34 protein-coding genes are annotated in these 21,663 nt (G+C 55.7%); 30 read left to right on the top strand and 4 right to left on the bottom strand.

Going from position 1 to position 21,663, the window contains the following annotated elements:
* Nucleotides 1–21: 21 nt before the first annotated feature.
* The 25 genes from gpM (at nucleotide 22) to NDQ72_01430 (ending at nucleotide 17,307) form a co-directional block, all read left to right on the top strand.
* Complete coding sequence (gene gpM, locus NDQ72_01550) at nucleotides 22–702, top strand: phage terminase small subunit (protein WKD28660.1); 681 nt, start codon at nucleotides 22–24, stop codon at nucleotides 700–702.
* Between the two features lie 105 nt (nucleotides 703–807).
* On the top strand, nucleotides 808–1,269 hold the full coding sequence (locus NDQ72_01545; protein WKD28659.1) for a head completion/stabilization protein: 462 nt from the start codon (nucleotides 808–810) through the stop codon (nucleotides 1,267–1,269).
* A complete protein-coding gene (locus NDQ72_01540; GenBank protein ID WKD28658.1) occupies nucleotides 1,266–1,481 on the top strand; it encodes a tail protein X in 216 nt (71 codons plus the stop codon). The genes NDQ72_01545 and NDQ72_01540 overlap by 4 nt, the downstream gene beginning before the upstream one ends.
* Before the next feature lie 22 nt (nucleotides 1,482–1,503).
* On the top strand, nucleotides 1,504–1,845 hold the full coding sequence (locus NDQ72_01535) for a phage holin family protein (GenBank protein WKD28657.1): 342 nt from the start codon (nucleotides 1,504–1,506) through the stop codon (nucleotides 1,843–1,845).
* Nucleotides 1,845–2,111, top strand: coding sequence for a phage holin family protein (locus NDQ72_01530; GenBank protein ID WKD28656.1), 267 nt, complete (start codon nucleotides 1,845–1,847; stop codon nucleotides 2,109–2,111). The genes NDQ72_01535 and NDQ72_01530 overlap by 1 nt, the downstream gene beginning before the upstream one ends.
* A 1-nt stretch (nucleotide 2,112) precedes the next feature.
* Nucleotides 2,113–2,679 (top strand): N-acetylmuramoyl-L-alanine amidase, encoded by a 567-nt coding sequence (locus NDQ72_01525; GenBank protein ID WKD28655.1) that lies wholly within the window; start codon nucleotides 2,113–2,115, stop codon nucleotides 2,677–2,679.
* Nucleotides 2,676–3,026, top strand: coding sequence for a hypothetical protein (locus NDQ72_01520; protein WKD28654.1), 351 nt, complete (start codon nucleotides 2,676–2,678; stop codon nucleotides 3,024–3,026). The genes NDQ72_01525 and NDQ72_01520 overlap by 4 nt, the downstream gene beginning before the upstream one ends.
* The gene (locus NDQ72_01515; protein ID WKD28653.1) at nucleotides 3,010–3,147 is read left to right on the top strand and encodes a hypothetical protein; all 138 of its coding nucleotides are present in this window, start codon (nucleotides 3,010–3,012) and stop codon (nucleotides 3,145–3,147) included. Before NDQ72_01520 ends, NDQ72_01515 begins: the two co-directional genes overlap by 17 nt.
* Entirely contained in the window at nucleotides 3,144–3,626 is a 483-nt protein-coding gene (locus tag NDQ72_01510; GenBank protein WKD28652.1) for a phage tail protein, read from the top strand. Before NDQ72_01515 ends, NDQ72_01510 begins: the two co-directional genes overlap by 4 nt.
* A complete protein-coding gene (locus NDQ72_01505) occupies nucleotides 3,623–4,078 on the top strand; it encodes a phage virion morphogenesis protein (GenBank protein ID WKD28651.1) in 456 nt (151 codons plus the stop codon). Before NDQ72_01510 ends, NDQ72_01505 begins: the two co-directional genes overlap by 4 nt.
* 75 nt (nucleotides 4,079–4,153) lie before the next feature.
* Nucleotides 4,154–4,744 (top strand): phage baseplate assembly protein V, encoded by a 591-nt coding sequence (locus NDQ72_01500; GenBank protein ID WKD28650.1) that lies wholly within the window; start codon nucleotides 4,154–4,156, stop codon nucleotides 4,742–4,744.
* A 3-nt stretch (nucleotides 4,745–4,747) separates the two neighbouring features.
* The gene (locus tag NDQ72_01495) at nucleotides 4,748–4,945 is read left to right on the top strand and encodes a hypothetical protein (GenBank protein WKD28649.1); all 198 of its coding nucleotides are present in this window, start codon (nucleotides 4,748–4,750) and stop codon (nucleotides 4,943–4,945) included.
* Between the two features lie 7 nt (nucleotides 4,946–4,952).
* The gene (locus tag NDQ72_01490) at nucleotides 4,953–5,282 is read left to right on the top strand and encodes a GPW/gp25 family protein (GenBank protein WKD28648.1); all 330 of its coding nucleotides are present in this window, start codon (nucleotides 4,953–4,955) and stop codon (nucleotides 5,280–5,282) included.
* The gene (locus tag NDQ72_01485) at nucleotides 5,279–6,121 is read left to right on the top strand and encodes a baseplate J/gp47 family protein (GenBank protein WKD28647.1); all 843 of its coding nucleotides are present in this window, start codon (nucleotides 5,279–5,281) and stop codon (nucleotides 6,119–6,121) included. Before NDQ72_01490 ends, NDQ72_01485 begins: the two co-directional genes overlap by 4 nt.
* Nucleotides 6,114–6,809 carry a phage tail protein I gene (locus NDQ72_01480; GenBank protein WKD28646.1) on the top strand — a complete coding sequence of 232 codons (696 nt, stop codon included), beginning with the start codon at nucleotides 6,114–6,116 and terminating at the stop codon, nucleotides 6,807–6,809. The genes NDQ72_01485 and NDQ72_01480 overlap by 8 nt, the downstream gene beginning before the upstream one ends.
* An 8-nt stretch (nucleotides 6,810–6,817) precedes the next feature.
* On the top strand, nucleotides 6,818–8,965 hold the full coding sequence (locus NDQ72_01475) for a DUF2817 domain-containing protein (protein WKD28645.1): 2,148 nt from the start codon (nucleotides 6,818–6,820) through the stop codon (nucleotides 8,963–8,965).
* A complete protein-coding gene (locus NDQ72_01470; protein ID WKD28644.1) occupies nucleotides 8,962–9,735 on the top strand; it encodes a hypothetical protein in 774 nt (257 codons plus the stop codon). Before NDQ72_01475 ends, NDQ72_01470 begins: the two co-directional genes overlap by 4 nt.
* 166 nt (nucleotides 9,736–9,901) lie before the next feature.
* Nucleotides 9,902–11,074: a phage tail sheath protein gene (locus NDQ72_01465; protein WKD28643.1), complete on the top strand. Its 1,173-nt coding sequence runs from the start codon at nucleotides 9,902–9,904 to the stop codon at nucleotides 11,072–11,074.
* 45 nt (nucleotides 11,075–11,119) lie between these two features.
* Entirely contained in the window at nucleotides 11,120–11,626 is a 507-nt protein-coding gene (locus tag NDQ72_01460) for a phage major tail tube protein (protein WKD28642.1), read from the top strand.
* A 72-nt stretch (nucleotides 11,627–11,698) separates the two neighbouring features.
* Entirely contained in the window at nucleotides 11,699–12,058 is a 360-nt protein-coding gene (locus NDQ72_01455) for a phage tail assembly protein (GenBank protein ID WKD28641.1), read from the top strand.
* Nucleotides 12,059–12,084: 26 nt separating this feature from the next.
* Nucleotides 12,085–12,228 carry a GpE family phage tail protein gene (locus NDQ72_01450; protein WKD28640.1) on the top strand — a complete coding sequence of 48 codons (144 nt, stop codon included), beginning with the start codon at nucleotides 12,085–12,087 and terminating at the stop codon, nucleotides 12,226–12,228.
* Between the two features lie 9 nt (nucleotides 12,229–12,237).
* Nucleotides 12,238–15,330 (top strand): phage tail tape measure protein, encoded by a 3,093-nt coding sequence (locus NDQ72_01445; GenBank protein WKD28639.1) that lies wholly within the window; start codon nucleotides 12,238–12,240, stop codon nucleotides 15,328–15,330.
* 10 nt (nucleotides 15,331–15,340) lie between these two features.
* Nucleotides 15,341–15,784 (top strand): phage tail protein, encoded by a 444-nt coding sequence (locus NDQ72_01440; GenBank protein ID WKD28638.1) that lies wholly within the window; start codon nucleotides 15,341–15,343, stop codon nucleotides 15,782–15,784.
* Nucleotides 15,781–16,782, top strand: a complete 1,002-nt coding sequence (locus tag NDQ72_01435; protein ID WKD28637.1) for a contractile injection system protein, VgrG/Pvc8 family — start codon at nucleotides 15,781–15,783, stop codon at nucleotides 16,780–16,782. The genes NDQ72_01440 and NDQ72_01435 overlap by 4 nt, the downstream gene beginning before the upstream one ends.
* Nucleotides 16,783–16,986: 204 nt before the next feature.
* On the top strand, nucleotides 16,987–17,307 hold the full coding sequence (locus tag NDQ72_01430; GenBank protein ID WKD28636.1) for a hypothetical protein: 321 nt from the start codon (nucleotides 16,987–16,989) through the stop codon (nucleotides 17,305–17,307).
* A gap of 310 nt (nucleotides 17,308–17,617) precedes the next feature.
* Here the strand turns inward: NDQ72_01430 and NDQ72_01425 are convergent, their stop codons facing one another.
* The 4 genes from NDQ72_01425 to NDQ72_01410 are packed head-to-tail and all read right to left on the bottom strand — an operon-like array spanning nucleotide 17,618 to nucleotide 20,183.
* The gene (locus NDQ72_01425; GenBank protein WKD28635.1) at nucleotides 17,618–17,977 is read right to left on the bottom strand and encodes a S24 family peptidase; all 360 of its coding nucleotides are present in this window, start codon (nucleotides 17,975–17,977) and stop codon (nucleotides 17,618–17,620) included.
* Nucleotides 17,978–17,982: 5 nt separating this feature from the next.
* A complete protein-coding gene (locus NDQ72_01420; protein WKD28634.1) occupies nucleotides 17,983–18,312 on the bottom strand; it encodes a hypothetical protein in 330 nt (109 codons plus the stop codon).
* A gap of 27 nt (nucleotides 18,313–18,339) precedes the next feature.
* A complete protein-coding gene (locus NDQ72_01415) occupies nucleotides 18,340–19,452 on the bottom strand; it encodes a hypothetical protein (protein ID WKD28633.1) in 1,113 nt (370 codons plus the stop codon).
* Between the two features lie 32 nt (nucleotides 19,453–19,484).
* Entirely contained in the window at nucleotides 19,485–20,183 is a 699-nt protein-coding gene (locus tag NDQ72_01410) for a helix-turn-helix domain-containing protein (GenBank protein ID WKD28632.1), read from the bottom strand.
* A gap of 98 nt (nucleotides 20,184–20,281) precedes the next feature.
* Between NDQ72_01410 and NDQ72_01405 the strand changes: the two genes are divergently transcribed.
* Genes NDQ72_01405 through NDQ72_01385 form a run of 5 tightly spaced genes read left to right on the top strand, consistent with a single transcriptional unit; the run spans nucleotide 20,282 to nucleotide 21,660 of the window.
* Nucleotides 20,282–20,494 carry a hypothetical protein gene (locus tag NDQ72_01405; protein ID WKD28631.1) on the top strand — a complete coding sequence of 71 codons (213 nt, stop codon included), beginning with the start codon at nucleotides 20,282–20,284 and terminating at the stop codon, nucleotides 20,492–20,494.
* Between the two features lie 34 nt (nucleotides 20,495–20,528).
* On the top strand, nucleotides 20,529–20,723 hold the full coding sequence (locus NDQ72_01400) for a hypothetical protein (GenBank protein ID WKD28630.1): 195 nt from the start codon (nucleotides 20,529–20,531) through the stop codon (nucleotides 20,721–20,723).
* Between the two features lie 46 nt (nucleotides 20,724–20,769).
* Nucleotides 20,770–20,973, top strand: coding sequence for a hypothetical protein (locus tag NDQ72_01395; protein WKD28629.1), 204 nt, complete (start codon nucleotides 20,770–20,772; stop codon nucleotides 20,971–20,973).
* Complete coding sequence (locus NDQ72_01390) at nucleotides 20,966–21,286, top strand: ogr/Delta-like zinc finger family protein (GenBank protein WKD28628.1); 321 nt, start codon at nucleotides 20,966–20,968, stop codon at nucleotides 21,284–21,286. Before NDQ72_01395 ends, NDQ72_01390 begins: the two co-directional genes overlap by 8 nt.
* Nucleotides 21,283–21,660, top strand: a complete 378-nt coding sequence (locus tag NDQ72_01385; GenBank protein WKD28627.1) for a hypothetical protein — start codon at nucleotides 21,283–21,285, stop codon at nucleotides 21,658–21,660. The genes NDQ72_01390 and NDQ72_01385 overlap by 4 nt, the downstream gene beginning before the upstream one ends.
* Nucleotides 21,661–21,663 lie beyond the last annotated feature (3 nt).

The following is a 21,663-nucleotide window of genomic DNA, read 5'->3' as shown; positions in this document are numbered from 1 at the left end:
CTAGCTGAAAAAGGGGATTAGATGAAAAGCCCAGCTCGTAAACACTTCGAACAAGTATCCGCCGCGAAAGCGGCGGGCGCTGCAACGCCCGGTCAACAGCAAGGCGGCGAGCAATACGAACTCCACGCCCGCGCACTCTATGAGGCCCGCCGAACGTTAAAAGCAATCCGGTCGATTGAAGCCAAGATCGAGAAAAAGCGCGAATTTCTGCCCGAGTTCATGCCCTACATCAACGGCGTACTAAGCGAAGGCAAAGGCGCAAAAGACGACGTACTCATGACCTTAATGGTCTGGTGTATCGACGTCGGAGATTACGAAAAAGCCATGGAAATTGGAGCCTACGCCGTGAAGCACGGACTAGAAACGCCCGACCAATACGAGCGCGACACCGTCAGCATTCTCGCCGAAGAAATCGCCGACGGCGTCAAAGCATCGCTTGAAAAAGAAGGCGCCGATTACGACGCCCTAGCCAACGTCATGGCCCGCTGCATCGCCATCGTCGGTGATGCCGATATGCACGATGAGATCAAAGCCAAAGTGCACAAATCATACGGCTATGCACTCCGCGCCGCCGAAGATGTCGAGGGCGCATTGGCCCAGCTCAAGCGCGCCTTAGAGCTAAACGACAAAATCGGCGTTAAGCAAGACATCAAGCAGCTAGAAAGCCTCATCAAAAAACAGGGCGAACAGGCCACCGCCTGACCGCCAACCGAGTCGCACCCCGACGGCAAGGGGGCACCGCCAAGCAAGGGCTCTAAGCCTCGCGCGAAGCGGCCCACCCCCTTCTTTACAACATAGGTGGCTAGCATGATCGCCCACGGCACAAACCCGCCAAGCCAGCCGCTAGAAACGATAGCCAACAACGGTTTTTGGCCCCAGATCGACCCCAACGCATTCTGCGAAGAAGAGCGCGTCCACAACGTCACGCCTAAGCGCATTCAACAAGCACTGCGTGCCGCAATCGCAGACGTAAACCGCCAACTAGCCAGCTATCAAGCCGAACAGCAGGAAAGCGGCCGCGCCACGATTGATGACGTACCTATCGAGCCATGGCAAACCCCCGGCGACCTGCAATTGCTCTACCTGCGCGCCGTCTACGCCCAAGCCCAAGCGGATCTCTTAGAGCGCTACCGCGACGCATCCGCCACCGGCGAAGGCGACAAACTCGGCGAAGCCAAAGACCTAGCGGCGGATGACTACCGCGCCGACGCCCGCTGGGCAATAGCCGAACTCACCGGACGCAACCACACCACGGTCGACCTGATATGAAGCGAGTAGTACGCGCACACCAGGGCGAAACACTCGACGCCCTGCTCTACCGCGTATACGGCAAGACCGCCGATATCACTGAACAAACGCTACAGCTAAACCCGCACCTCGCCGAACAAGAGCCGGTGCTGAGAGAGGGAACCCCGGTCACGCTACCGCCACCACCGGAAACCCGCGAAACCAAGAAACCGAAAATTCAGCTATGGAGCTGAACGAAACGTAAAAGGGGAACACATGGCCGAACCATCCACCGCCGCCGCCGCTGGTGCAGCATCGCTCGCCGCGCTGGTGATCGGCATGTTGCCCGGCATCGACGCCAACGCAGTCGTCGGTGCATTTTGCGGTGCCACGCTATTCGTCATCAGCGCGAAAGAACTCGGCATCATCGAGCGGCTTGTATATCTATTTATCTCGTTCTGGATCGGCTACCTCGGTGGCCCCGCCACCCTCGGCGGCTTGCTTGAGCACACCGCCGTGGCGGCATTCATCGCATCTGCCGTGTCTGTCACAGCTGGGTTAAGAGCAATCGAAGGAGTAAAAACGCTCGACCTAAAAAAATGGCTAGGGGGTCGCTAATGAGCATCACCTACATCATCACCATCACCGCCGCGCTAGTTGTCATCGCCCGGATAATCACATTCCGCCGCGCTGGTCGCTACCGCCCAGGTGTATCACTGCTGGCATGGCTAATCATCGTCGCGATGCCGGTCGCCGCCGTATACGGCCCGCCGCTACCAGAGCTGGCACGCTGGCTAATCGCCATCGCTATGGTCGCCCTCGCCGTGGGTGTCATCCGCACCGGCGGCAACGTCGCACACCTAATCCCACTACGGAGGCAATAGCATGCAAGCCCTCGTCAAATACGCCGCGCTGCAGCGGCTTTCGCTGTTTTTCTCAGCAGGTCACAGCGACAAAGACCCCGGCGCAGCAGCAAACGGATTCACAGAAGCCCAAGTGGTGCTAGATTTTCGCGACCGGCTAGCGGACTACCTGCGCGAAAAGGTCTACTTCACCAAAGACGGCGAACGCGGCCAAAACCTACCGCTCACTGTCGCCTCTAACCGCGCCGCCGAGCATGATATCGCCGTCGAATTTCACTGCAACGCATTCACCAACCCAACCGCCACTGGTGTCGAAACTTTAAGCGCCGCGCATCACTACCCCATTGGCAATGCTTTGTGTGTCGCTATTTCAAAGACACTAGGTATTGCCAATCGTGGCGCAAAAGGCGAAACCTCCGGCCAGCACAGCCGCCTAGCGTTCATCAGTCGCGGCAAAGGCATCATCGTCGAGCTGTTTTTCCTCACCAATCAAAACGACCTAAAAAGCTACATTGAAAACATCGACGCCTGCGTAGAGGCCGTTGGCGATGTGCTAATCGAAGCGGTATGCGTGGGTAAAGCAGCATGAAAAAACTCACCTTCCTAGCCAGCGCCGCCGCCCTAGCCATCACCTTTGCCGCCGGTTGGCAGGTAGCTAACTGGCAAAACGACAGCCACGCCCTAACCGCCGAACGCGCCGCCCAGCAAGCCATTAACGCCGCCATGGCGCGCGAATCCGAGATCGCCGCGCACGTCGAACAACGTCTGGGCGAGCTAACGGCAAACGAACGCGTAATCGATAGGGGAATCATTCGTGAAATTCAAAAACCCATTTATCAGCGCGTCTGTCTTGAGCCTGACGCTATCCGCCTGCTCAACCACGCCGCCGCCGGAACCGCCCCCGATTCAGCAGAACTTGATGACACGCTGCCCTAGCGTGCTGCCCCTACTCAGCACTGGCACCGGCGAAGATGTCGCGCTCACCATGAGCGCCTGGGCAGCCGAGTATCACCGCTGTGCAACCCGCCATAATGGATTAGTGGACGCCCTCGAATGATCAAACTCCAATCCCTACGCCAACACCTGCTCGCCTCAGTTGAAGAGTTACGCCGTAACCCTGAACAGCTCCACACCTTCGTCAACGATGGCAAGATAAAATTCGCGCGCGGTACCAATCTCAGTCACGAATACCGCGTCGATGCACAAATCATCATCACCGACTACAGCGGATCACTCGATACCGTCATGATCCCGCTACTGCAGTGGCTCAATACCTACCAGCCCGATTTAGTCGAAGATGAAGCCGTCCAAATTGAAGCTGAGATCCTCAACAACACAAACTGGGATCTAGCGCTAACGGTGCGCCTAACAGAACGCGTCGTCGCAAAAGTCGATTGCGACACCGGCAGCATCAACGCCCACCACCGCATGCCCGAATACCCCGCCGATGCCTGCCCCGCTGAAAGCTGGCAACTCAACATCAAGCACCCAGGCAATGACGACTACACCCTCGAAGCCGAGTGGCATAGCCCATGAGCGACGAACTCCAGCAGCTAGAACAGTGGATCACGCCGCTCATCAACAAACTAAGCCCCAAAGAGCGCCGCTTATTAGCCCGCGAAGTCGCGCGGGATCTACGCCTAGCCAACCGCAACCGCATCAAGGCCCAAACCAACCCCGACGGCACGCCGTTTGAGCCACGCACCCAACTACGCGGGCGAAGCGGAGCTATCCGCCGAAAAGCCATGTTCAGCAAAATCAGCACCGCCAAATACCTACGCATCAAAACCAATGCAGACGCCGCCGAAGTCGGTTTCCTGGGGCAAGTAGCAAGAATTGCCCGCGTGCACCACTACGGGCTACGGGATCGCGTCGAACGCGGCGGCCCCATCCACCAATACGCCCGCCGCGAACTCATCGGCATCACTGCAGCCGATGCCGACCACATCGGCAACAGCGTGTTAAACCACCTAACACCCCCTAAATAACCCGCCACTTGTCCTAGCATGCTGGCACAACGCCCGCCGCTACCCTTCCGCGCGTAGTCATCGCAGCATGGCGGCATGAACAACGCCGCCGAAATACTTCGCCTAATTGCCAACCTGATTCGTCTGGGTGCAGTCGCCCAAGTGGATCATGGCAACCCAGCCGCCGACCCGCCGCAACCACCCCGCGTGCGCGTCAAATCTGGGGAATTGCTAACCGCCTGGGTGCCCTGGCTAACCAGCCGCGCCGGTACCACGCGAGAGTGGAACCCGCCCACCATCGGCGAGCAGTGCGTGTTGTTTTCCCCCGGCGGCGACACCGCCAACGCCTTTGCAGCACCAGGGCTCTACCAGAACGCCCACCCAGCACCGAGCAACGACCCCGCATTGATCGGCCGCTGGTACCCAGACGGCACCCGCATCGAATACGACCACCAAGCCAACCGGCTGTTGATCCACTGCGTGGGCGATATCCACCTGGAAGTCGCGGGAAACCTAACGGCGACTGTCGGCGGGGATATGCAAGCGACGGTAGCAGGCGTGGCCACCGTCGATGCCGAAAGCATCCACCACAACGGTGGCAGCCCAGTAGTCACCACCGCCCACGTCTGCCACTTCACCGGCAACCCACACGGCGACGGCAGCTCAACTGTAACAGCGGGGCAATGATCAATGGCACTCAGCAAAGCGCAGCTAAAAAACCGAATCATCACTGAAATGCAGGCCCACGGCGCAACCGCAACCGGTGAACACAGCTGGGTGAATCGCATGGCCGAAGCCATCGCCAATGCGGTCGTTGATGAAGTGCAAAGCAACGCAGAAGTCCAGGTAACCGGCGGATCATCGGCAGGCAACTACGGGGTTGAATGATATGGGCATGAGCGCACAAACCGGCGAAAACCTAACGGGCATCGACCACATCCGCCAATCAGTAGCCGACATCATCACCACCCCGATTGGTTCGCGCGTGATGCGCCGCGACTACGGCAGCCTAGTACCCGATCTGCTCGATATGCCGATATCTGACGCCCTAATGATGCAAGTCTACGCCGCCACCGTGATTGCCGTTAGCCGCTGGGAGCCGCGCATCAGCATCACAAGCACCCGCCACTACATCAGCACCGACCAGCAAGGCCGCGCAACGATAGAGCTAATCGGCAAAACCGCCGACGGCACCCCCATCACAGCAGAGGTGCCACTGGTATGAGCACAATAGACCTATCGAGACTGCCCACGCCCACGCTGCTCGACGAACTCAGCTTTGAAGAGATCCTGACCGAGCTACGCGCCGACCTACTCGACCGCTCGCCCGATATAGCAGACGTACTGCAGCTAGAAAGCGAACCGGTCAACAAGCTGCTAGAAGTGGTCGCGTATCGCGAAATGATCAACCGCCACCGCCACAATCAACGCGTCCGCCGCTTACTGCTCGCATACTCATACGGCGACGCCCTCGACCACATCGGCGTCACCTACTTTTTCACCGCCCGCTTTGACGGCGAAAGCGACGACGCCTACCGCCGCCGCCTGCTGTTAGCGCCCGACCGATTCAGCACCGCCGGTGCTGAAGCCGCCTATATCTACCACGCGCTAAGCGCAGATGCCCAAGTAAAAGACGCATCAGCAACCAGCCCCGAAGCCACGGAAGTCATCGTTGCCGTCCTGGCCAACACGGGTGACGGCACCGCATCGCCGGAGCTAATCGAAACCGTCGAAAACGCCCTAAATGCCGAATTCGTCCGCCCGTTAACGGATCGCGTCACAGTTATAGGCGCAGACGTACAAAACTACGCAATATCCGCCGCGCTCATCATCCGGCCGGGGCCAGATCCCGACGTCGTCCGCGCCGCCGCCCATGCCTCAGCGGTCGAGTTCGCAGAACGCCGCCATCGCCTGGGCGATGACATTTTTCAAGATGCCGTTCTCGCTGCGCTCTACGTCGAAGGCGTCGAGCGCGTGCTCCTGAATAGCCCTACAGCAGATATCCCCCGCTCAGCAATTCAGGCCGCGTATTGCTCAAACGTGGAGGTAGCGCTACATGACTAAAACGCTGCTACCACCCAACACCACGGCGCTTGAACGCGACATCGAGCAGGTCACCGACCGCCCAATAGATGTCGAGTTAGACACACTGTGGGACGCCGACCGTATAGCAGGGCACCTACTGCCCTGGCTCGCATGGGCCGTGGGCGTGCGCCAATGGTCAGACGAGTGGAGCGAAGCGCGCAAACGCGCCGAAGTGAAAAACGCCCTCAACATTCGCCGCCGCGCGGGTACCCTCGGCGCACTGCGTCAAGTCATCGGCATGCACGGCATTGAGGGTGGCGACATCGCCGAATGGTTTGATTACCAAGGCCAGCCCGGCCACTTCCGCCTAGTGCTAGACCTCGACGGCGTCGGCATCAGCCAAAAAAGCTACGACGAACTTATCACCGGCATAAACCGCGCCAAACGCCTAAGCGCCCACTTTGACCCCACGCAAATCAGTACAACAACGCGAGGCAACGTACGGCTAGGCGCAGGCAAACACACCAGCGGCAACATCACATTACAGCCCTATCGCCCCTCGCACCTCACCACCAACGGTGCCGCCGCGATAGGCGCAGGCCAGCACGCCAGTACCACTATCACCCTCACGCCCTACCACCCTCGGCAGCTCGCTGTGCCTGGGCCGACCACAATCGGCACCGGACAGCACGCCAGTGGGCAAACCACCATCTACCCGAGTATCTAGGAGCCGCCATGGCCGACTACTACACAATGCTGACAACGAAAGGCCTCGCCAAAGTCGTCGCCGCACTCAGCGGCGGCCCAGCCCTGCAACCGCAAAGCATGGCCGTAGGCGATGGCGGCGGCCCGAATTTTTATGACCAATACGACCGTGACGCGCTAAAGCAGCGCTCATCACTCGTGAATCAACACTGGTCAGACGATTTAAACCTAGTGGATGTTGATCCCAACAACCCCGCCTGGGTCGTGACCGAAGGGCTCATCCCAACGCAGGTGGGTGGCTGGTACATCCGCGAAGTAGGTATCTTTGACATTGCTGGTGACTTGATCGCCATCGGCGTTTATCCAGAAACCTACAAACCAATAGCTACCGCCGTTGAAGCGGATCTACTAGTTCGCTCAATTCTAGAGGTTGGCGAAGCGTCTGTTGTCCAGCTAAAGATCGATCCATCGCAAGTGATGGCCACGCGTGCATGGGTGCTAGAAAGTGCCATTCCGCACGCGCTCACGATGCTCGACGACGCAGTCGAACGCGCCGAAGTCGCCCGCGACATTGCCCAGCTTGCCGTCGGTATTTTCAACAGCGAGCAAGCGGGCATCACAGCGACTAGCGATGATGATTACTTTTGGGTATCGCTGCAAAACGAAGAAAGTTTAGTCGCACTCTACAAAAACGAGGGGGGTGTTGCGGATTTTTATGGAGCTTATCCGAGCCACAAGGCATTTGAATTAGTTCGTCAGAGACTTGAAGTGGTTCAAGGAATGGCAGGGCTTGCGGGCGGTTTACGTAGTGGGCTTTATAAAGATGAGGAAGACAGCCCTTTGTACGGTATTACGACTAAGTCGGGACAATATTTAGCTGCCTGGGATCGACAGGGTTATCAAATCAATCCCGCTAGAAAGGGTTTAATACGTAAGGATGACGATCCTGTTTTTTCTATCAAAAATGAAAATGGCATTGATTTGTACGCCATTGATGAGAATAGACAGCCTATCGTTCCGCTGATTAAAGCGTTATACACATCAGATGATCAGCCGACATACGCAAAAGTTGATAAAAAAGGAATTATATTTCACGGCATCGACCCCACCGGAAAAAAAATGGTGGGTGGCGGAGATTTTGACAGCCTAGAGATTAACGAAAGATCGGCAAGTGATGGGGAGCTCTATCTTAATTATGATCAAGTTAAAAAACGCCGTGATTATAGCAGCCCGTTTTTTAATGCATTTCCACTAGAAGCGCTTCCAGACCTAGCTACATGGTATGGCTATTACGACAGCTTGATGGAAAACAATCCGGACTACATCACTAGAGTGCTGTTAGATACGGATAGTGTCGGCAACCCAATTTATGCGTATGAGTTCACGCCGCCAGATTTGAGAAAAAGTGTATCGTATCCGATACCCGATAACGCAACACGGTTGCCGAGCATCGTGATTGTTAGTGGGACTCACGGAATAGAAAAAACTGGCGCGTTCGTATCGCTGCAGTTTGCACATGATTTATGTAATAGCTGGCACTCTGACGAACTGGCTAGAACATTTAGATTCGGAGTTAAAGTTGTTTTTGTGCCTTGCATGGTTCCGTACGGCTGTCAGGAAAATGTTAGAAAAAATCCCAACGGTGTCGATGCAAACAGAAACGCGCCCGCAGAATGGGGAGAGTCTGGGTCTACAGATCCGACTGATGACATGTATATCGGCCCTGCACCGGGGTCTGAGATAGAGACGCAAGTCGCTATGAGCCTGCCGGACAGTTATCCCAATGCGTTTTTGTATATCGACCTACACAATCACACTCGACTAGACGTGAGCACGTTTGCGAGCTGGGTGGGTGCACGCGGCGCTCGGGAAAGATTGATATTAGGAAAAGTAGGCAGGGATTTAACAGGATATATACGTTCTGAATTCCCCTATTTGACTGACGATATTCAAGTACCAATTAATCAAGTGTCGGACTCCGGCGGCGGTTTTATCGCAACTTACTGGAGTGTAGAGAAAAACGTGCCAGGAATTTATTTTGAATCGGTAACATCGCTAGCAAGTGAGTTCGGAATCTACCGACAAGACGCGCTGAAGTTTAATAACAAAAACTTCAGATCAACTATCAAAGCATTTTATGATCAACATCTAGTCGATGAATTAGGGGGTTTGCAATGAGAAGCTATCAAGTCGTGCACGGAGTCGACATAAAGAACACAAATGGATTACCTGTTATCACTCGTATCGATGACGACGACGTAATGGGTAATGCAACAGAACTAACCGTATACCTGAAACCAGATTACTCAAATGTATCTGCTGATAAGTTTAGCGTACGAAACATGGCGCAATTTCGAACGCATGCAGAGTCTGAAGGTGCATTTAATGTTGATAACGGATTGTTTGAGATTTATCAAAACAGTCTGTTAAAAAACGTTGGCGGGCCGATAAATCCAGATGCCTGGACGTTGTTTTTTATAAAAGGGCCAGGATGGGTAGCTAACGATCAGCTCGTTCAGCGTGTCATCATGGGAGCTTCGGGAAATGAGAGTGATATAGCGTTAAATGTTGCTATTTCACAAAACGGAGTGTTATTCCGAGTTTTTGAAACGGAAGAAAGAACAGTGGAAGGCGCGTATCGACTGCCTGAAGTCGACGTTAGTTTAGCGGACAGAGCCAGCCCCTCGCTGTTCACACTGACATTCAGCACTAAATACGGCATGCAACTGCGAGATGGCGGCCAGATCGTTAGCCAGTCAGACGATAAAAGACCTTTAGGAACAGGATTTGGCGCGAACGACTATCAAATTTTTTATGCGTGTCGCGGAAGTTGGGGCGAGCTGGGCATTGTAAATGCTGATCTAAGTGCTCCTGAAAATGAAGTGCTGCTCAAATCGATAGAAAATTTTCTAATGGGATTGCATGGTATTCCAGCAGGACCGCAATAAAAGGTCACTCCCCCAAGCCCGCCATCGGCGGGCTTTTTACATCCATCTTGTCTAGCCCTCGTCGCACAACGCTCACCACTACCCTCCCGCGCGTAACCCTCTCACCATGGCACCACTAGCAAGCCAAACCGAATAACCCGCTTGAACCTGCGCAGGAGACAAGCAAATGCCCGATTACCATCACGGCGTCCGCGTCGTCGAAATCAACGAAGGAACGCGCCCCATCCGCACGGTCTCCACCGCCGTGATCGGCATGGTCGTTACCGCACCAAACGCCGATGAAACCGCGTTCCCGCTCAACACCCCCGTACTGGTCACAGACATATACGCCGCCATTGGCAACGCGGGCGAAGGCGGCACGCTACGCCGCACGCTCTCCGCTATTGTTAGCGAAACCCGCGCCGTGTGCGTCGTCGTCCGCGTAGAAGAAGGTGCCGACGACGAAGCCACCACCGCCAACATTATCGGCGGCGTCGATGAAACCACCGGCCAAAAGCTCGGCATGCAAGCGCTCACCGCCGCTGAAACAAAGCTAGGCGTTAAGCCGCGCATACTTGGCGTGCCGGAACTCGACAACGAAAGCGTCGCCGCAGAGCTAGCAGGCATCGCCCAGCAGCTGCGCGCCTTCGCTTATGTCAGTGCGTTTGATTGCGAAACCATCGAAGACGCCAGCATGTACCGCGAAGGCTTTGGCCAACGCGAAGTGATGGTGATTTGGCCCAATTTCCAAGCGTTCGATGTTGATGCCGAAGAAACCCGCCCCCTCTCCGCTGTCGCCAAAGCCCTAGGCCACCGCGCAAAACTCGACAATCAAATCGGCTGGCACAAGACGCTTTCAAACATGCCCGTGAACGGCGTAACGGGAGTCACCAAAGACCTGTCGTGGGATCTGCAAGATCCCGCCACCGATGCCGGATATCTCAACGCCGCCGACATCACCACGCTGATCAACAAAAGCGGCTTCCGCTTCTGGGGCTCACGCACTTGCTCAGAAGAACCCCTCTTCGCATTCGAGTCCTACACCCGCACCGCGCAAGTCCTCGCCGACACCATCGCCGAAGCGCACCTATGGGCCATCGACAAACCCATGCACCCCACGCTAGTGCGCGACATCATCGAAGGCGTCAACGCAAAGTTCCGCGAATTAACACGGCGCGGCTACATCCTAGGTGGCTCAGCGTGGTTCGACGAATCCCTCAACAGCCCCGAAGTGTTGAAATCCGGCAAGCTCTACATCGACTACGACTACACCCCGGTGCCGCCACTCGAAAACCTCAGTTTTCAGCAGCGCATCACCGACTGCTATTTAGTCGACTTCGCCGCCCGCATCAGCGAATAAACCGCCGCCTGAGCAAGCAACTAAGCACCAACAGGAGCAAGCAGAATGCTACCCAACATACTCAAAGATTTTAATCTCTTCGGCGACGGCAACAACTGGCAAGGCCAGATTCCAGAGCTAACGCTGCCCGAACTCGCCCGCCGCATGGTCGAATACGAAGGCGGCGGCATGGACGGCCCGATTGAGGTCGACCACGGCAACGAACTGCAAACGTTCGAATGGACAGCAGGCGGAATGATCGTCGAGCTATTCGACACCTACGGGAGTGCTATTCATGACGCCACCATGCTCCGCTTCACCGGCTCCTACGAATCCGACGAAACGGGCGACATCATCCCCGTTGAGATCGTCGTACGTGGTCGTCACAAAACCATCGCTATGGGCGACGCAAGCAAAGGCGACAACAACCAAATCAGCGTCACCACCACCATCAGCTATTACAAATTGGTGGTTGACGGCGAAGAGGTTATCGAGCGCGACGTACCCGGCTACGTCTTCCGTGTGCGCGGCACCGACCGACTCGCTGAACGGCGGCGCGCCCTCGGCTTGTAAGTGAGAGCTACACGACCCGCACCACCACGGCCCCAAGCGGGGCCTCATGCAATCATTTTAGAGAGACACCTAATGGATACTAAGAACGAAACCCAAGCCGTTGAGAAAACAGAAGCCAACGAAAATCAGCCAGCCACCGCCCCCGGCGTGCCGACCGAAGTAGTGCCACTAGAAACACCGCTAAAGCGCGGTAGCAACACGGTGACTGAAATCACAGTGCGTAAACCCATGTCCGGAGGCCTGCGCGGCGTCAGCTTAGTCGACATCATGAACCTAGATGTTGCCTCACTGCATAAAGTGCTGCCCCGCGTCACAACGCCCGCGCTCACCGAAGCCGAAGTAAAAACAATCGATATCGTCGACCTTATCCAGCTCGGCACGGCGCTCAACAATTTTTTAATCCCAAAGAAGTACAAGGACATCGAAGCCTAGCCCTGCCCGAGTTCGTCGAAGACGCCATGGCGGATCTCGCCATGGTGTTTCACTGGGAACCCAGCGCGATGGACGGCATGCAGCTCGAAGAGCTAATGGAATGGCGCGAACGCGCCCGAAAACGCCACGAAGGCAACAAGCCCAAAGGTGGCAAGCAAGGCAAAAAGTAAGGATCACCGATGGCACGTAATCTACGACTGCAAGTAATGCTCAACGCCGTGGACCGTGTCACCGGCCCACTCAAGCGCATACGCGAAGGCGCGGGAAAAACTGGCCAAGCGATGCGTGAAACCCGCGACCAGTTGCGAGACCTGCAGCGTCAGCAAAGCGACCTCACCAGCTACCGCAAAGCCAATGCCGCGATGCGCACCAACACCCGCGCAATGCGCGACGCCCGCGAACGCAACCGGCAATACACCCAGGCGCTAGAACAGCAGCGCGAAGCCCACGCCGGAATAAAGTCGGGGCTGACCGTTGCCCGCCGCGAATACGACCGATTAGCTAAACAACTACTCAACACCAAGCAACCCAGCGACCAGCTAACCGCCTCGCTGGAACGTGCCCGCGTGCGCCTGCACGGCCAGCAAACCGAGTTCGATAGATCCGCCCGAGCCATGCGGGAATACCGCAACCGAACCCGAAACGCCGGTGAGGAAGTCAAAAAGCTCACCCAGAACCACGCCACCCAAACCGAGCGCATCCGTGGCCTAAAAACGCGCTTGGATGAAGCGGGCATTAGCACCGACAACCTCGGTCGAAGTTCGCGAGAGCTGCGAACAAAAGAGGATCGGCTAAATACCACTCTGCAGGAACAGAAACGACACCTATCAGAAGTCGCCGAACGCCAGCGACGCCTAACCCAAGCCCGCGACCGCTATCAAAATGGCATGGCCAACGTCGCCCGCGCCCAGGGCGTGGGTATGGGCATGTTCGGCACTGGTGTCGCGCAAGGTTACGCCGCTAGCCGCCTGCTAACACCAGGCGTTGCCTGGGGCGAGCAGATGAGCACCCTACAAGCGGTGGGCCGCTTCGGTGCTGACGATGAACGCTACCAGGCGTTGCGTGAACAATCCCGCGAACTGGGCGGTTCCACCGCGTTCAGTGCTACCGAAGTCGGCGGCGGACAAGAGTTCCTGCTACGGGCGGGGATGAGTGCGGAAGCAATTCAGGCCTCGATGCGCGACGTGCTTGACCTCGCATTGGCCAACAACACCGAGCTAGCCCGAGCAGCGGATATTGCCTCCAACATCGCGGGTACCTTCAAAATCGATATGGAAGTCGACGGCAACATGGCTCGCGTTGCGGATATCCTCTCTGGTACCGCCAGCCGCGCGAACGTCAACCTGGAAATGCTCGGCGAAACCATGAAGTACCTGGGCGGCTCCGAAGACCTCGACCTAACCATGGAACAAGCCGCCGCCATGGCAGGCTTGATGGGCAATATCGGCATTCAAGGCAGCATGGCCGGTACTGCCATGCGCGCCATGGCCAACCGCTTAACCAAACCCGCAAAGGAAGGACGCGATGCCATGGAGCAACTGGGCCTACAGGTCTCAGATGCCAACGGCAATATGCGCGATATGCCAGATATCCTACGCGACATTAACAACGCCACGCGGGATCTGGGCAACGTTGAGCGTCGCGCCCTGCTCTCTGCCATCTTTGGTGCCGAGGCAGGCTCCGGTATGACTGAGCTAGTCAATGGGATGACCGACGGTGACTTGGATGAGCTAATAAACGCGCTGCAAACTAACGCCGGTGAAAATGCCGAGATGGCGCGCGTCATGGCAGACAACCTCGGCGGTGACCTCAAAAACTTGCGCAGTGCCTGGGAAGAAGTCGGCATCAGCATCACCGACACAAATGACGGCCCGCTACGGGATTTAGTGCAGACAATCACCGCCATCACGCGCGGCGTGAGTGAATGGATCAAGGCCAACCCCGAGCTAACCGGCACCATCGCAAAAGTCGCGGCGGGCATGATAGCGCTCGCCACCGTGGGCGGCGCCGTAACTATGACGTTCGCCAGCATCCTCTCCCCGCTGCTGTTCGCCAAGTTCGCCATGACGACGCTCGGCATCAAGGTTGGTGGCTTGGGCACCGCACTAGGCTGGATAGCCAAAACCGCCATCCCCTGGGTAGCTGGTGCACTGAAAGGCCTGCTGGTCGCCATGGGTCCCATCGGCTGGGGCATTGCCGCCATCGCAGGTGCTGCCTTCCTGATCTACAAGTATTGGGAACCCATCAAAGCGTTTTTCGTGGGTCTATGGCAGCAAGTGAAAGCCGCATTCGATGAAGGGGTAGGCGGCGTTGCCCGGCTGCTAATCAACTGGTCACCGCTAGGGCTAATCTATCGTGCTTTTACCAGCACCTTAGAGCGGCTAGGCGTCTCGGTGCCGGAAGGCTTCCGCACCTTAGGCGGCTTTGTGATCGACGGCTTGCTGAGCGGGCTAGGGTCAAAGCTAGCAGCGTTGCGTGAGTGGATAACAGGCATGGCTGGCAGCCTAGCCACTTGGTTCAAAGACGTGCTCGGCATCAACTCACCTAGCCGCGTGTTTGAAGGCTTCGGCATCAACATCGTGGAAGGCATGATCAACGGCATTGCCAGCATGGCCGGGGCGCTGCGCGACCAAGTCATGGGCATGGCGGGCGATATCGCAGGATGGGTACAGGAAGCAATGACAAGCGCCTGGGATTCAATCGGTGACGGTGCAACACGAGCCATGCAATGGGGGCGGGACACAGCAGCCGGAATGGGTCAAGGCATCCGCAACGGTGCTAGCCGCGCCACCGAAAGCGCCGCCAACCTCGCCAGCGATGTCACCAGCACCGCACGCGACTGGCTGCGCATTCGCTCCCCCTCGCGCGTGTTTGCCACCATCGGCAACTTCGTTTCTCAAGGCTTGGCCAACGGCATCAAAGACGACGCCGACAGCCCGCTCAAACAAGTGCGCAGCCTCGCCAACAACCTGCGCAACGCAGCAGGCGGGTTAATGCTCGGTGCAGGGCTGGCCACCACTGCCAGCGCCGCCAATATCGACACCAGCGGCATACAGATCGACGCCCGCCCGCCCCTGCAAAGCCACGTCAGCGAACCACAAAGCGGCGGCCTTCATATTCACGGCGGCATCAATATCAGCGTGCAGGCAGCCCCCGGCATGGATGAGCAAGCCCTAGCCCGCTTAGTGGGTCAAGAGGTCGAGCGTGCAATGCGCGACAAAGAACGCCGCGCCGCCGCGGCCAATCGCCGAAACTTCTACGATAACGATTGAGGGCAACCACATGATGATGACATATGGCCTGTTTGTGTTCGGCCTCAGTACCGCCGCCTATCAAGAGCTACAGCGCCAAACCGATTGGCGCCACGTTAGCCAAAGCCGCGTCAACGCCCGCCCGGTGCATCAGTTTCTTGGCCCAGGTGATGACATCATCAACTTAACGGGCTCGCTACTGCCTATGTTCACCGGTGGCCAACAGAATTTAGATATGCTCCGCGCCCTAGCAGATGGCGGGCGGGCGTGGCCACTCATCGAAGGCACCGGCACCTATTACGGCATGTTCAGCATCACAAGCCTGCAAGAGCGTAAAAGCGAGTTCTTCCGCGACGGCGCGGCCAAGCAAATAGAGTTTGACTTGAAGCTAACGCGAATCGATGACAGCCGAACCGAGCTGATCGGCGTACTACAAAGCAGCATGCTACGCGCAATAACAGGTGCCATAGCATGAGCATGCAGCCTGATTACCGCATCAGCCTACAGGGGCAAGTCATCAGCCCGGAGTTCCGCGCCCGACTGGCACTGCTCACGCTGCATGATCGACGCGGTATGCAAGCCGACCAGCTCGACATCACCTTAACCGACGATGACGGCATGCTCGATATACCGCCGACAGGCGCAGAGCTAACCCTAGCCATTGGCTGGAAGGGGCAGCCGCTGACCGAACGCGGCACCTACATTGTCGATGAAGTGGAGCACACCGGCGCGCCAGATACGCTAAACATCCGCGCATCCAGTGCAGATATGCGCCAAGGGCTGCCCGGCAAACGCACCCAAAGTTGGGATGAAGTCACCGTGCGCGACATCATCACAACGATTGCAGAGCGACACGACCTCACGCCCAGCATAGGCGCAACGCTGGCAGGCATTCGCATCGAACACATCGACCAAACCGACGAATCAGACCTACACTTTTTAACCCGCCTAGCCGAACGATTCGACGCGGTGGCCACCGTCAAAACCGGCAACCTAATATTCGTACCCGCTGGCCAAGCGACAACAGCGACCGGGCTAGAAATCCCACCCATCCAGCTATACCGCCAAAGCGGCGACCAACACCGCTATTTAGTTGCCGAGCGTGATGCGTACACCGGCGTCACGGCGCTGTGGAATAACAAAGCCCACGCCACCCGTGAAGCGGTCACCGTCGGCGAACCACAAAACGCACAACAACTACGCCACACATACGCAAGCGAGGAAGAAGCGCTAGAAGCCGCACAAGCCGAATGGCAACGCCTGCAACGCGGCGTCGCCTATTTCTCAATCACCCAGGCAATAGGCGACCCCGATGTATTCCCCGAAACGCCCACGCAATGCATCGGTTGGAAACCACAAATAGACGCCACCCCATGGATCATCACCGAGGTAACCCACAACCTCACCGACACCAGCTACACCACCGCCCTACAGCTAGAAACCCGCCCAGGCAACGCGGCCGCTCCTAGTTAGATTTTCAGCCAGGCGTTGCCAAGGAATGTAATGTACTTTCATGCAAATTTAACTTGCGGGTTGATCCGACTATGTGTAACAGTGATTAAACTGCATAACACGAAAAGTATTGATAGGTAACTATCGGGCATGTAAAATACGCGTCCTCACGCCTAAGGAAAGTTAGCTTTGGCTAAGTTAGCTTAGAACAAATACGGGGACGCAATGAACGCAATAAGCAAAAGGCTTGTCGAAGAGGTATACGACCAAATTCTACAATCAGCTAACTTGGTCTTGCGTAACTGCAAAAAATTCTCTATCTCTGTATTACAGCTTGAAGACCCAACATATGCTCAGATTGCCGATCAGCTGAAAGATCTGTGCGACATTTTGGACGATCTAGGTGATAGCGACCCAGATCTAAAAATCGCCAAAGCGAGAGAGTACGCAGACCATGTGAGACTCATTGCGGCGGCAATTGAAATTGAAGATGAAGAATCGTTGAACAGACATGTTCACGAACTCGACCGGAGGTCTTTTCTATGAAAAACCAAGAACTTGAAAACATCAAATTACTTCGTCGTGCCTTAAAACTAGCGACTGAGGTGAATGAAAAACTAGAATACTGCTACCAGCAGCACCTGAAAGCTACTGGACAAGAACATAAAGCCGCATAATAATTTTTATGCGCCGTCTAATAACTGTTAGATGAAAACAGCAAAGCCCCGCAATCGCGGGGCTTTTTATTGCCTAAAGATTAGCCTAACCGCACCCGCAAAAGCCGACATAGCGACTATACCCAGAACTGTGTAGCCCACCTTGGGATGACGCTCAATCCAGCGAATAAGCCGCATGTTCACAGCGCTTCATCCAACTGGCACCGCGCTTGATGAACGACCACGCCGCGCACCATCCGCGCCGTTGCCATCAGCCCGTTACCACCACTAGGCGGCAACAGTCTAAAGCGGGGCCCCACGCGAAACACACGGTAAAGATGCAGCGCGTCATCCATTTCTACAACCGCCAAATCGTCATGCCCCAGGCTATGCGACTCATCCACTACCAACACATCGCCCTCAATCACCGCACCGCCAACGCCCGCATCCGGCCCCACTTCAACAGCAAAGCAGCTGGGTGAGTAGCTGTCACAGTCCACGTCATCGAGTGCGGGGTGGTCAATGCCAATAGCCAACGGCCCCAAGTACGTTAAGCGCATAGTGGTTAGCGGTCAGTTAAAGCATCGCGGATTGTCCAAAGCTCTATAGCTTGATCTCCGACATAGGCTCTAACGTGCACGGTGCCAGTCCATGAACTGTCTAAAACACTAACGGGAATGCCTGATCGAGGCGCGGTACATCCATTGTTAAGTAGGTAGTTCATAGCGCGATTGTCGTTTTTAACGGCAGCATCAACAAACTGATCAAGTAGATCTTCACTTACGCAGGCTACGTAATTCCCGCCTTTAAATTCGCGCTCCTGAGCGAAGGCACTTAACGATGACGCCAGCGCTAAAGATGTGATTGTAAACACGGCTATATTTTTTAATTTCATAACTTACTGTTCCCTTTTGTATATTAATTAGTGACTTATATCACCAGTCGCAATTAGCCATAGGAAGCCTTCTTTATCAATGACGCTACAGCCTGGCTTTTCTTCTGCCTCAATTAATTTGGATTGGCTACGCCGCTGCCCAGCAACAAAATAATCAAGGTTTTTAGTAACCGACTTACGCACCACAAAGCCATGTGCCTTCGCGGTTTTTTCAAGCTCGGAGCGGGTTTTGGTATCAAATCCTGAAAAGGTTATTTCGGGATCTCCCGTGCGTATCGTATCTGGCTGCTCACTAAGTTTCGGCTCTCTGCCCTCGGTGGCGTAAAGCAAGCTTTCCCCTTCTAAGAAAGTCACTATACGATCCAGCTTAAACGTGCGGATCGCATTGCGGTCGAGGCAAACGCCCCGCACTTTGCCAGCTGTCAGTTTGAAATTGATCAGCTCACGAGTGCTTTCATTGCCATCGGTATCACGATAAATGAAACGTAGGTTTCCTGTGTCAGGGGGCGTCGAAGTGATGGGCTCATCGCTAATAGGCTCGCCGTCGTCTTCCCATAAATCATCTGGGTAATGATTGAGCAAGTACTCGCGTAACTGTTCAGGACGTAATTCGATATCGCCATCAAGTGGGAGCCGTGCGAGCCCTTGTATCTGTTTGAATGAGAACTCACGGTCAGGCGCGTCAAATGTATCGCTTTCAAGCGGGCCAGCTAGATGGGTATCGCATACACGTGCCGAGTGAACGCTGACAGGCTCATCTTCACCGAAGTAGTCAAACTCAATTAGCGTCGTGGAAACGCGGTGCCAAGCTCCAAGAGGAGGTTCTTGTGGCTCTGGCTCTGGCTCTGGCTCTGGCTCTGGCTCTGGCTCTGGCTCTGGCTCTGGCTCTGGCTCTGGCTCTGGCTCTGGCTCTGGCAATACAGTAGACGGGAGTGGGTCTTCGGGAATAGGCGGGCTAACTTGTTCCTGGGGTTCGGCACCATCCTTTTTCCTGTTTAGCCACTGCTTATAGTGGCTCCATAGAGAGGAGGTTGGCTGGCCCTTGAGCCTCGCTTGCTGCCGCTGATCAATGGAAACACCGAGATATACGCCCAAGACAACAAGCACCGCCAAAAATACCAAAAATATCAAAAACTCCATCAGTCCATGCTCCCTTGTTCTTTTTTATATTGCTAAAGCACCTGCCCTAGGTTCACCAAGCACCGGCCTAAAATCTCAACAAACTGCTTTTGCTCAGGTTTAATCAACTCTTTGTCGTACCGCGTGTTATCGCTAATCAACAGCCATCCGCCGCCCGCGACCCGTTGCATCCGCTTAATCCGTCGCTCGCCATCCATCAAGATTAAGTAAACACCCTCCCGGCTGGGGTCGCGCTGCGTGAAGTCCACAAACACATAATCGCCGTCGTCAATCGTGCCAACCATCGAATCACCACGGGCACGCACCCACGCGCCCGAGTCAGCTGGCAATTTCAGTTCTGCCAGCACGGCGCGATCCATGTGGAAGTAACCCAGTACTTTCTCTTCTGTGAAGTCCCGCCCACTACCCGCCGCGCACTCAACGTCATACATCGGTATCGATGCAACATCTGGATCGTTGAGTTGGCGTTCGAGGTAAGCGGCCTGCTGTTCCTCAATATTCCCTTCCGAGCCGAAAGAAGCACTTCCATGGCTACGGTTTCCGGTAAGTACGTAGTGCGTGTCAACGCCAACGTCGTGAAGAGCTGCAAGGTAATCAGCTTTAGGCGTTCGTTCGTTCCCCTCATACAGAGATTGAGACCTTTTTGTAACCCCAGCAAGAGCAGCAAAATCGGCCTGTGTTAGCCCTTTTTTGTTCCTCTCTTCACGTAACCGGTCGCCTAAAGTGATCATTAATTGCATTCCGTATTTGACAGATGATCGTTTGATCATCTAAATTGCCACAAAGAGTTACCAAGAAACCCATTGATACTCACCTGAGAGACTAAACCATGCCCGAAATTAATTCCATTTCCCCTAAAGCGAGCGTTCGTTCCCCGCGTCCTAGTGTCGACCAACAAATGGTCTGCTGCTTCACAGCAGATGAGCGGGAAAGCATTGAGAAATTGGCTCAAAACGAAATGCGCTCACTTTCCGCCACCATCCGCATGCTCTCGCTTCGCGGCCTAAGCCAATACCAACAAGACACCCTCATCGCCGATTAACCCCAGCTCACGCACTGCATAAGGAAAGCCCCTCATGTATCAGGACACTAAGCGCCTACGCACCAAGAAAAGCGTTTACCTGGATGAGTACGAAGACGCCGTTATTACTGCATTTGCCAATCTTCATGGCATCAGCAAAGCGGCGTTAATGCGCCAGATGATAATGAACCAAGCAAATGAGCTGCTGGGCGTCGGCAACATCAACAGTGTGGGGCAGCGCACGGGGTAAAAAAGCCCCCTGTTGCACCCTGCTTCAACCCCTCAAAAGGTGCTGTATGCCACCCAGAGATAAGCGAATTGAGATTTTTGTAGACCCAGTAATGAGCGACACGCTCGATCAAGTGTGTGAGGAGCAAGGGCTGGAATCACACGAGGCGGCCATTGAGTTCTTGCTGTCTCGTGGCATTCGTATAGGGGGTAACAAAATCACGGGACGGGGTCGCGCCCTGTACGAAGTGAAGAGGGGGCCAAGTGACTGAGCCAAACGAAGAAATGAGCGAGGTCAGTCGGCTTCGCTTCGACTGCCCCCACTGCGGTAGCTACATGAAGGTGCGAACTTCGAAGACGCATCATCCCGAGTACCGCACGCTCTACCTGCATTGCACCAATGAGTTTGGGTGTGGGTACCGCGTCAAGTCAGAGCTAACGCTCATAGAGACGTTAGCCCCCAGCTACCACCCCAATCCGGCGGTCAATATCCAGCTTTCGCCCTGGCTAAAGCGCCATGCAAAGCTCGAAGACGAAGGCCAAATCCGCCTAATTTTAGATGCCAGAAAGGAAGCGAAAAAATGAACGTAACGCCCATTAACTCAGCAAAAGCCCCCTTCGATCTAGCCACGGAGCTGCTATGGCAACACCGCTGGGAAAGCCGCGCCGAAGCGCTACGCGTCACCATCGGCACGCTGGTGAACGATTACGGCATCGCAGAAGCCAATGCCGAAGTGGCCAGCATCCAAGCCTACGCCGACCTCGATAGCGTCAACGAAACCGCTCGCATCGACGTAGAGGCCAGCACGTCGCACGTCGTGATTTTTCGCGACAACAGCGGCCGTCCAGTAATGCTCACCGCCCGCGACCTAACCCGCATGATTCAGCAAGCCCGCGACGCTGGCCTCGCTCAAGTCGTCGATGCCGATACCCGCCGCCCCATCGTTTTGGAACACTGAGGT

This window comes from Halomonas sp. KG2 (assembly GCA_030440445.1).
In the GTDB taxonomy this organism is placed as follows: domain Bacteria; phylum Pseudomonadota; class Gammaproteobacteria; order Pseudomonadales; family Halomonadaceae; genus Vreelandella.
The sequence above is the reverse complement of the archived record's forward strand: the minus strand, read 5'-3'. Positions and strand labels throughout refer to the sequence as shown.

What these genes read in the sequence shown, in the direction of transcription:
- gpM (WKD28660.1), top strand. Translation starts at nt 22, where the DNA reads ATGAAAAGCCCAGCTCGTAAACACTTCGAACAAGTATCCGCCGCGAAA.
- NDQ72_01545 (WKD28659.1), top strand. Translation starts at nt 808, where the DNA reads ATGATCGCCCACGGCACAAACCCGCCAAGCCAGCCGCTAGAAACGATA.
- NDQ72_01540 (WKD28658.1), top strand. Translation starts at nt 1,266, where the DNA reads ATGAAGCGAGTAGTACGCGCACACCAGGGCGAAACACTCGACGCCCTG.
- NDQ72_01535 (WKD28657.1), top strand. Translation starts at nt 1,504, where the DNA reads ATGGCCGAACCATCCACCGCCGCCGCCGCTGGTGCAGCATCGCTCGCC.
- NDQ72_01530 (WKD28656.1), top strand. Translation starts at nt 1,845, where the DNA reads ATGAGCATCACCTACATCATCACCATCACCGCCGCGCTAGTTGTCATC.
- NDQ72_01525 (WKD28655.1), top strand. Translation starts at nt 2,113, where the DNA reads ATGCAAGCCCTCGTCAAATACGCCGCGCTGCAGCGGCTTTCGCTGTTT.
- NDQ72_01520 (WKD28654.1), top strand. Translation starts at nt 2,676, where the DNA reads ATGAAAAAACTCACCTTCCTAGCCAGCGCCGCCGCCCTAGCCATCACC.
- NDQ72_01515 (WKD28653.1), top strand. Translation starts at nt 3,010, where the DNA reads ATGACACGCTGCCCTAGCGTGCTGCCCCTACTCAGCACTGGCACCGGC.
- NDQ72_01510 (WKD28652.1), top strand. Translation starts at nt 3,144, where the DNA reads ATGATCAAACTCCAATCCCTACGCCAACACCTGCTCGCCTCAGTTGAA.
- NDQ72_01505 (WKD28651.1), top strand. Translation starts at nt 3,623, where the DNA reads ATGAGCGACGAACTCCAGCAGCTAGAACAGTGGATCACGCCGCTCATC.
- NDQ72_01500 (WKD28650.1), top strand. Translation starts at nt 4,154, where the DNA reads ATGAACAACGCCGCCGAAATACTTCGCCTAATTGCCAACCTGATTCGT.
- NDQ72_01495 (WKD28649.1), top strand. Translation starts at nt 4,748, where the DNA reads ATGGCACTCAGCAAAGCGCAGCTAAAAAACCGAATCATCACTGAAATG.
- NDQ72_01490 (WKD28648.1), top strand. Translation starts at nt 4,953, where the DNA reads ATGAGCGCACAAACCGGCGAAAACCTAACGGGCATCGACCACATCCGC.
- NDQ72_01485 (WKD28647.1), top strand. Translation starts at nt 5,279, where the DNA reads ATGAGCACAATAGACCTATCGAGACTGCCCACGCCCACGCTGCTCGAC.
- NDQ72_01480 (WKD28646.1), top strand. Translation starts at nt 6,114, where the DNA reads ATGACTAAAACGCTGCTACCACCCAACACCACGGCGCTTGAACGCGAC.
- NDQ72_01475 (WKD28645.1), top strand. Translation starts at nt 6,818, where the DNA reads ATGGCCGACTACTACACAATGCTGACAACGAAAGGCCTCGCCAAAGTC.
- NDQ72_01470 (WKD28644.1), top strand. Translation starts at nt 8,962, where the DNA reads ATGAGAAGCTATCAAGTCGTGCACGGAGTCGACATAAAGAACACAAAT.
- NDQ72_01465 (WKD28643.1), top strand. Translation starts at nt 9,902, where the DNA reads ATGCCCGATTACCATCACGGCGTCCGCGTCGTCGAAATCAACGAAGGA.
- NDQ72_01460 (WKD28642.1), top strand. Translation starts at nt 11,120, where the DNA reads ATGCTACCCAACATACTCAAAGATTTTAATCTCTTCGGCGACGGCAAC.
- NDQ72_01455 (WKD28641.1), top strand. Translation starts at nt 11,699, where the DNA reads ATGGATACTAAGAACGAAACCCAAGCCGTTGAGAAAACAGAAGCCAAC.
- NDQ72_01450 (WKD28640.1), top strand. Translation starts at nt 12,085, where the DNA reads ATGGCGGATCTCGCCATGGTGTTTCACTGGGAACCCAGCGCGATGGAC.
- NDQ72_01445 (WKD28639.1), top strand. Translation starts at nt 12,238, where the DNA reads ATGGCACGTAATCTACGACTGCAAGTAATGCTCAACGCCGTGGACCGT.
- NDQ72_01440 (WKD28638.1), top strand. Translation starts at nt 15,341, where the DNA reads ATGATGATGACATATGGCCTGTTTGTGTTCGGCCTCAGTACCGCCGCC.
- NDQ72_01435 (WKD28637.1), top strand. Translation starts at nt 15,781, where the DNA reads ATGAGCATGCAGCCTGATTACCGCATCAGCCTACAGGGGCAAGTCATC.
- NDQ72_01430 (WKD28636.1), top strand. Translation starts at nt 16,987, where the DNA reads ATGAACGCAATAAGCAAAAGGCTTGTCGAAGAGGTATACGACCAAATT.
- NDQ72_01425 (WKD28635.1), bottom strand. Translation starts at nt 17,977, where the DNA reads ATGCGCTTAACGTACTTGGGGCCGTTGGCTATTGGCATTGACCACCCC.
- NDQ72_01420 (WKD28634.1), bottom strand. Translation starts at nt 18,312, where the DNA reads ATGAAATTAAAAAATATAGCCGTGTTTACAATCACATCTTTAGCGCTG.
- NDQ72_01415 (WKD28633.1), bottom strand. Translation starts at nt 19,452, where the DNA reads ATGGAGTTTTTGATATTTTTGGTATTTTTGGCGGTGCTTGTTGTCTTG.
- NDQ72_01410 (WKD28632.1), bottom strand. Translation starts at nt 20,183, where the DNA reads ATGATCACTTTAGGCGACCGGTTACGTGAAGAGAGGAACAAAAAAGGG.
- NDQ72_01405 (WKD28631.1), top strand. Translation starts at nt 20,282, where the DNA reads ATGCCCGAAATTAATTCCATTTCCCCTAAAGCGAGCGTTCGTTCCCCG.
- NDQ72_01400 (WKD28630.1), top strand. Translation starts at nt 20,529, where the DNA reads ATGTATCAGGACACTAAGCGCCTACGCACCAAGAAAAGCGTTTACCTG.
- NDQ72_01395 (WKD28629.1), top strand. Translation starts at nt 20,770, where the DNA reads ATGCCACCCAGAGATAAGCGAATTGAGATTTTTGTAGACCCAGTAATG.
- NDQ72_01385 (WKD28627.1), top strand. Translation starts at nt 21,283, where the DNA reads ATGAACGTAACGCCCATTAACTCAGCAAAAGCCCCCTTCGATCTAGCC.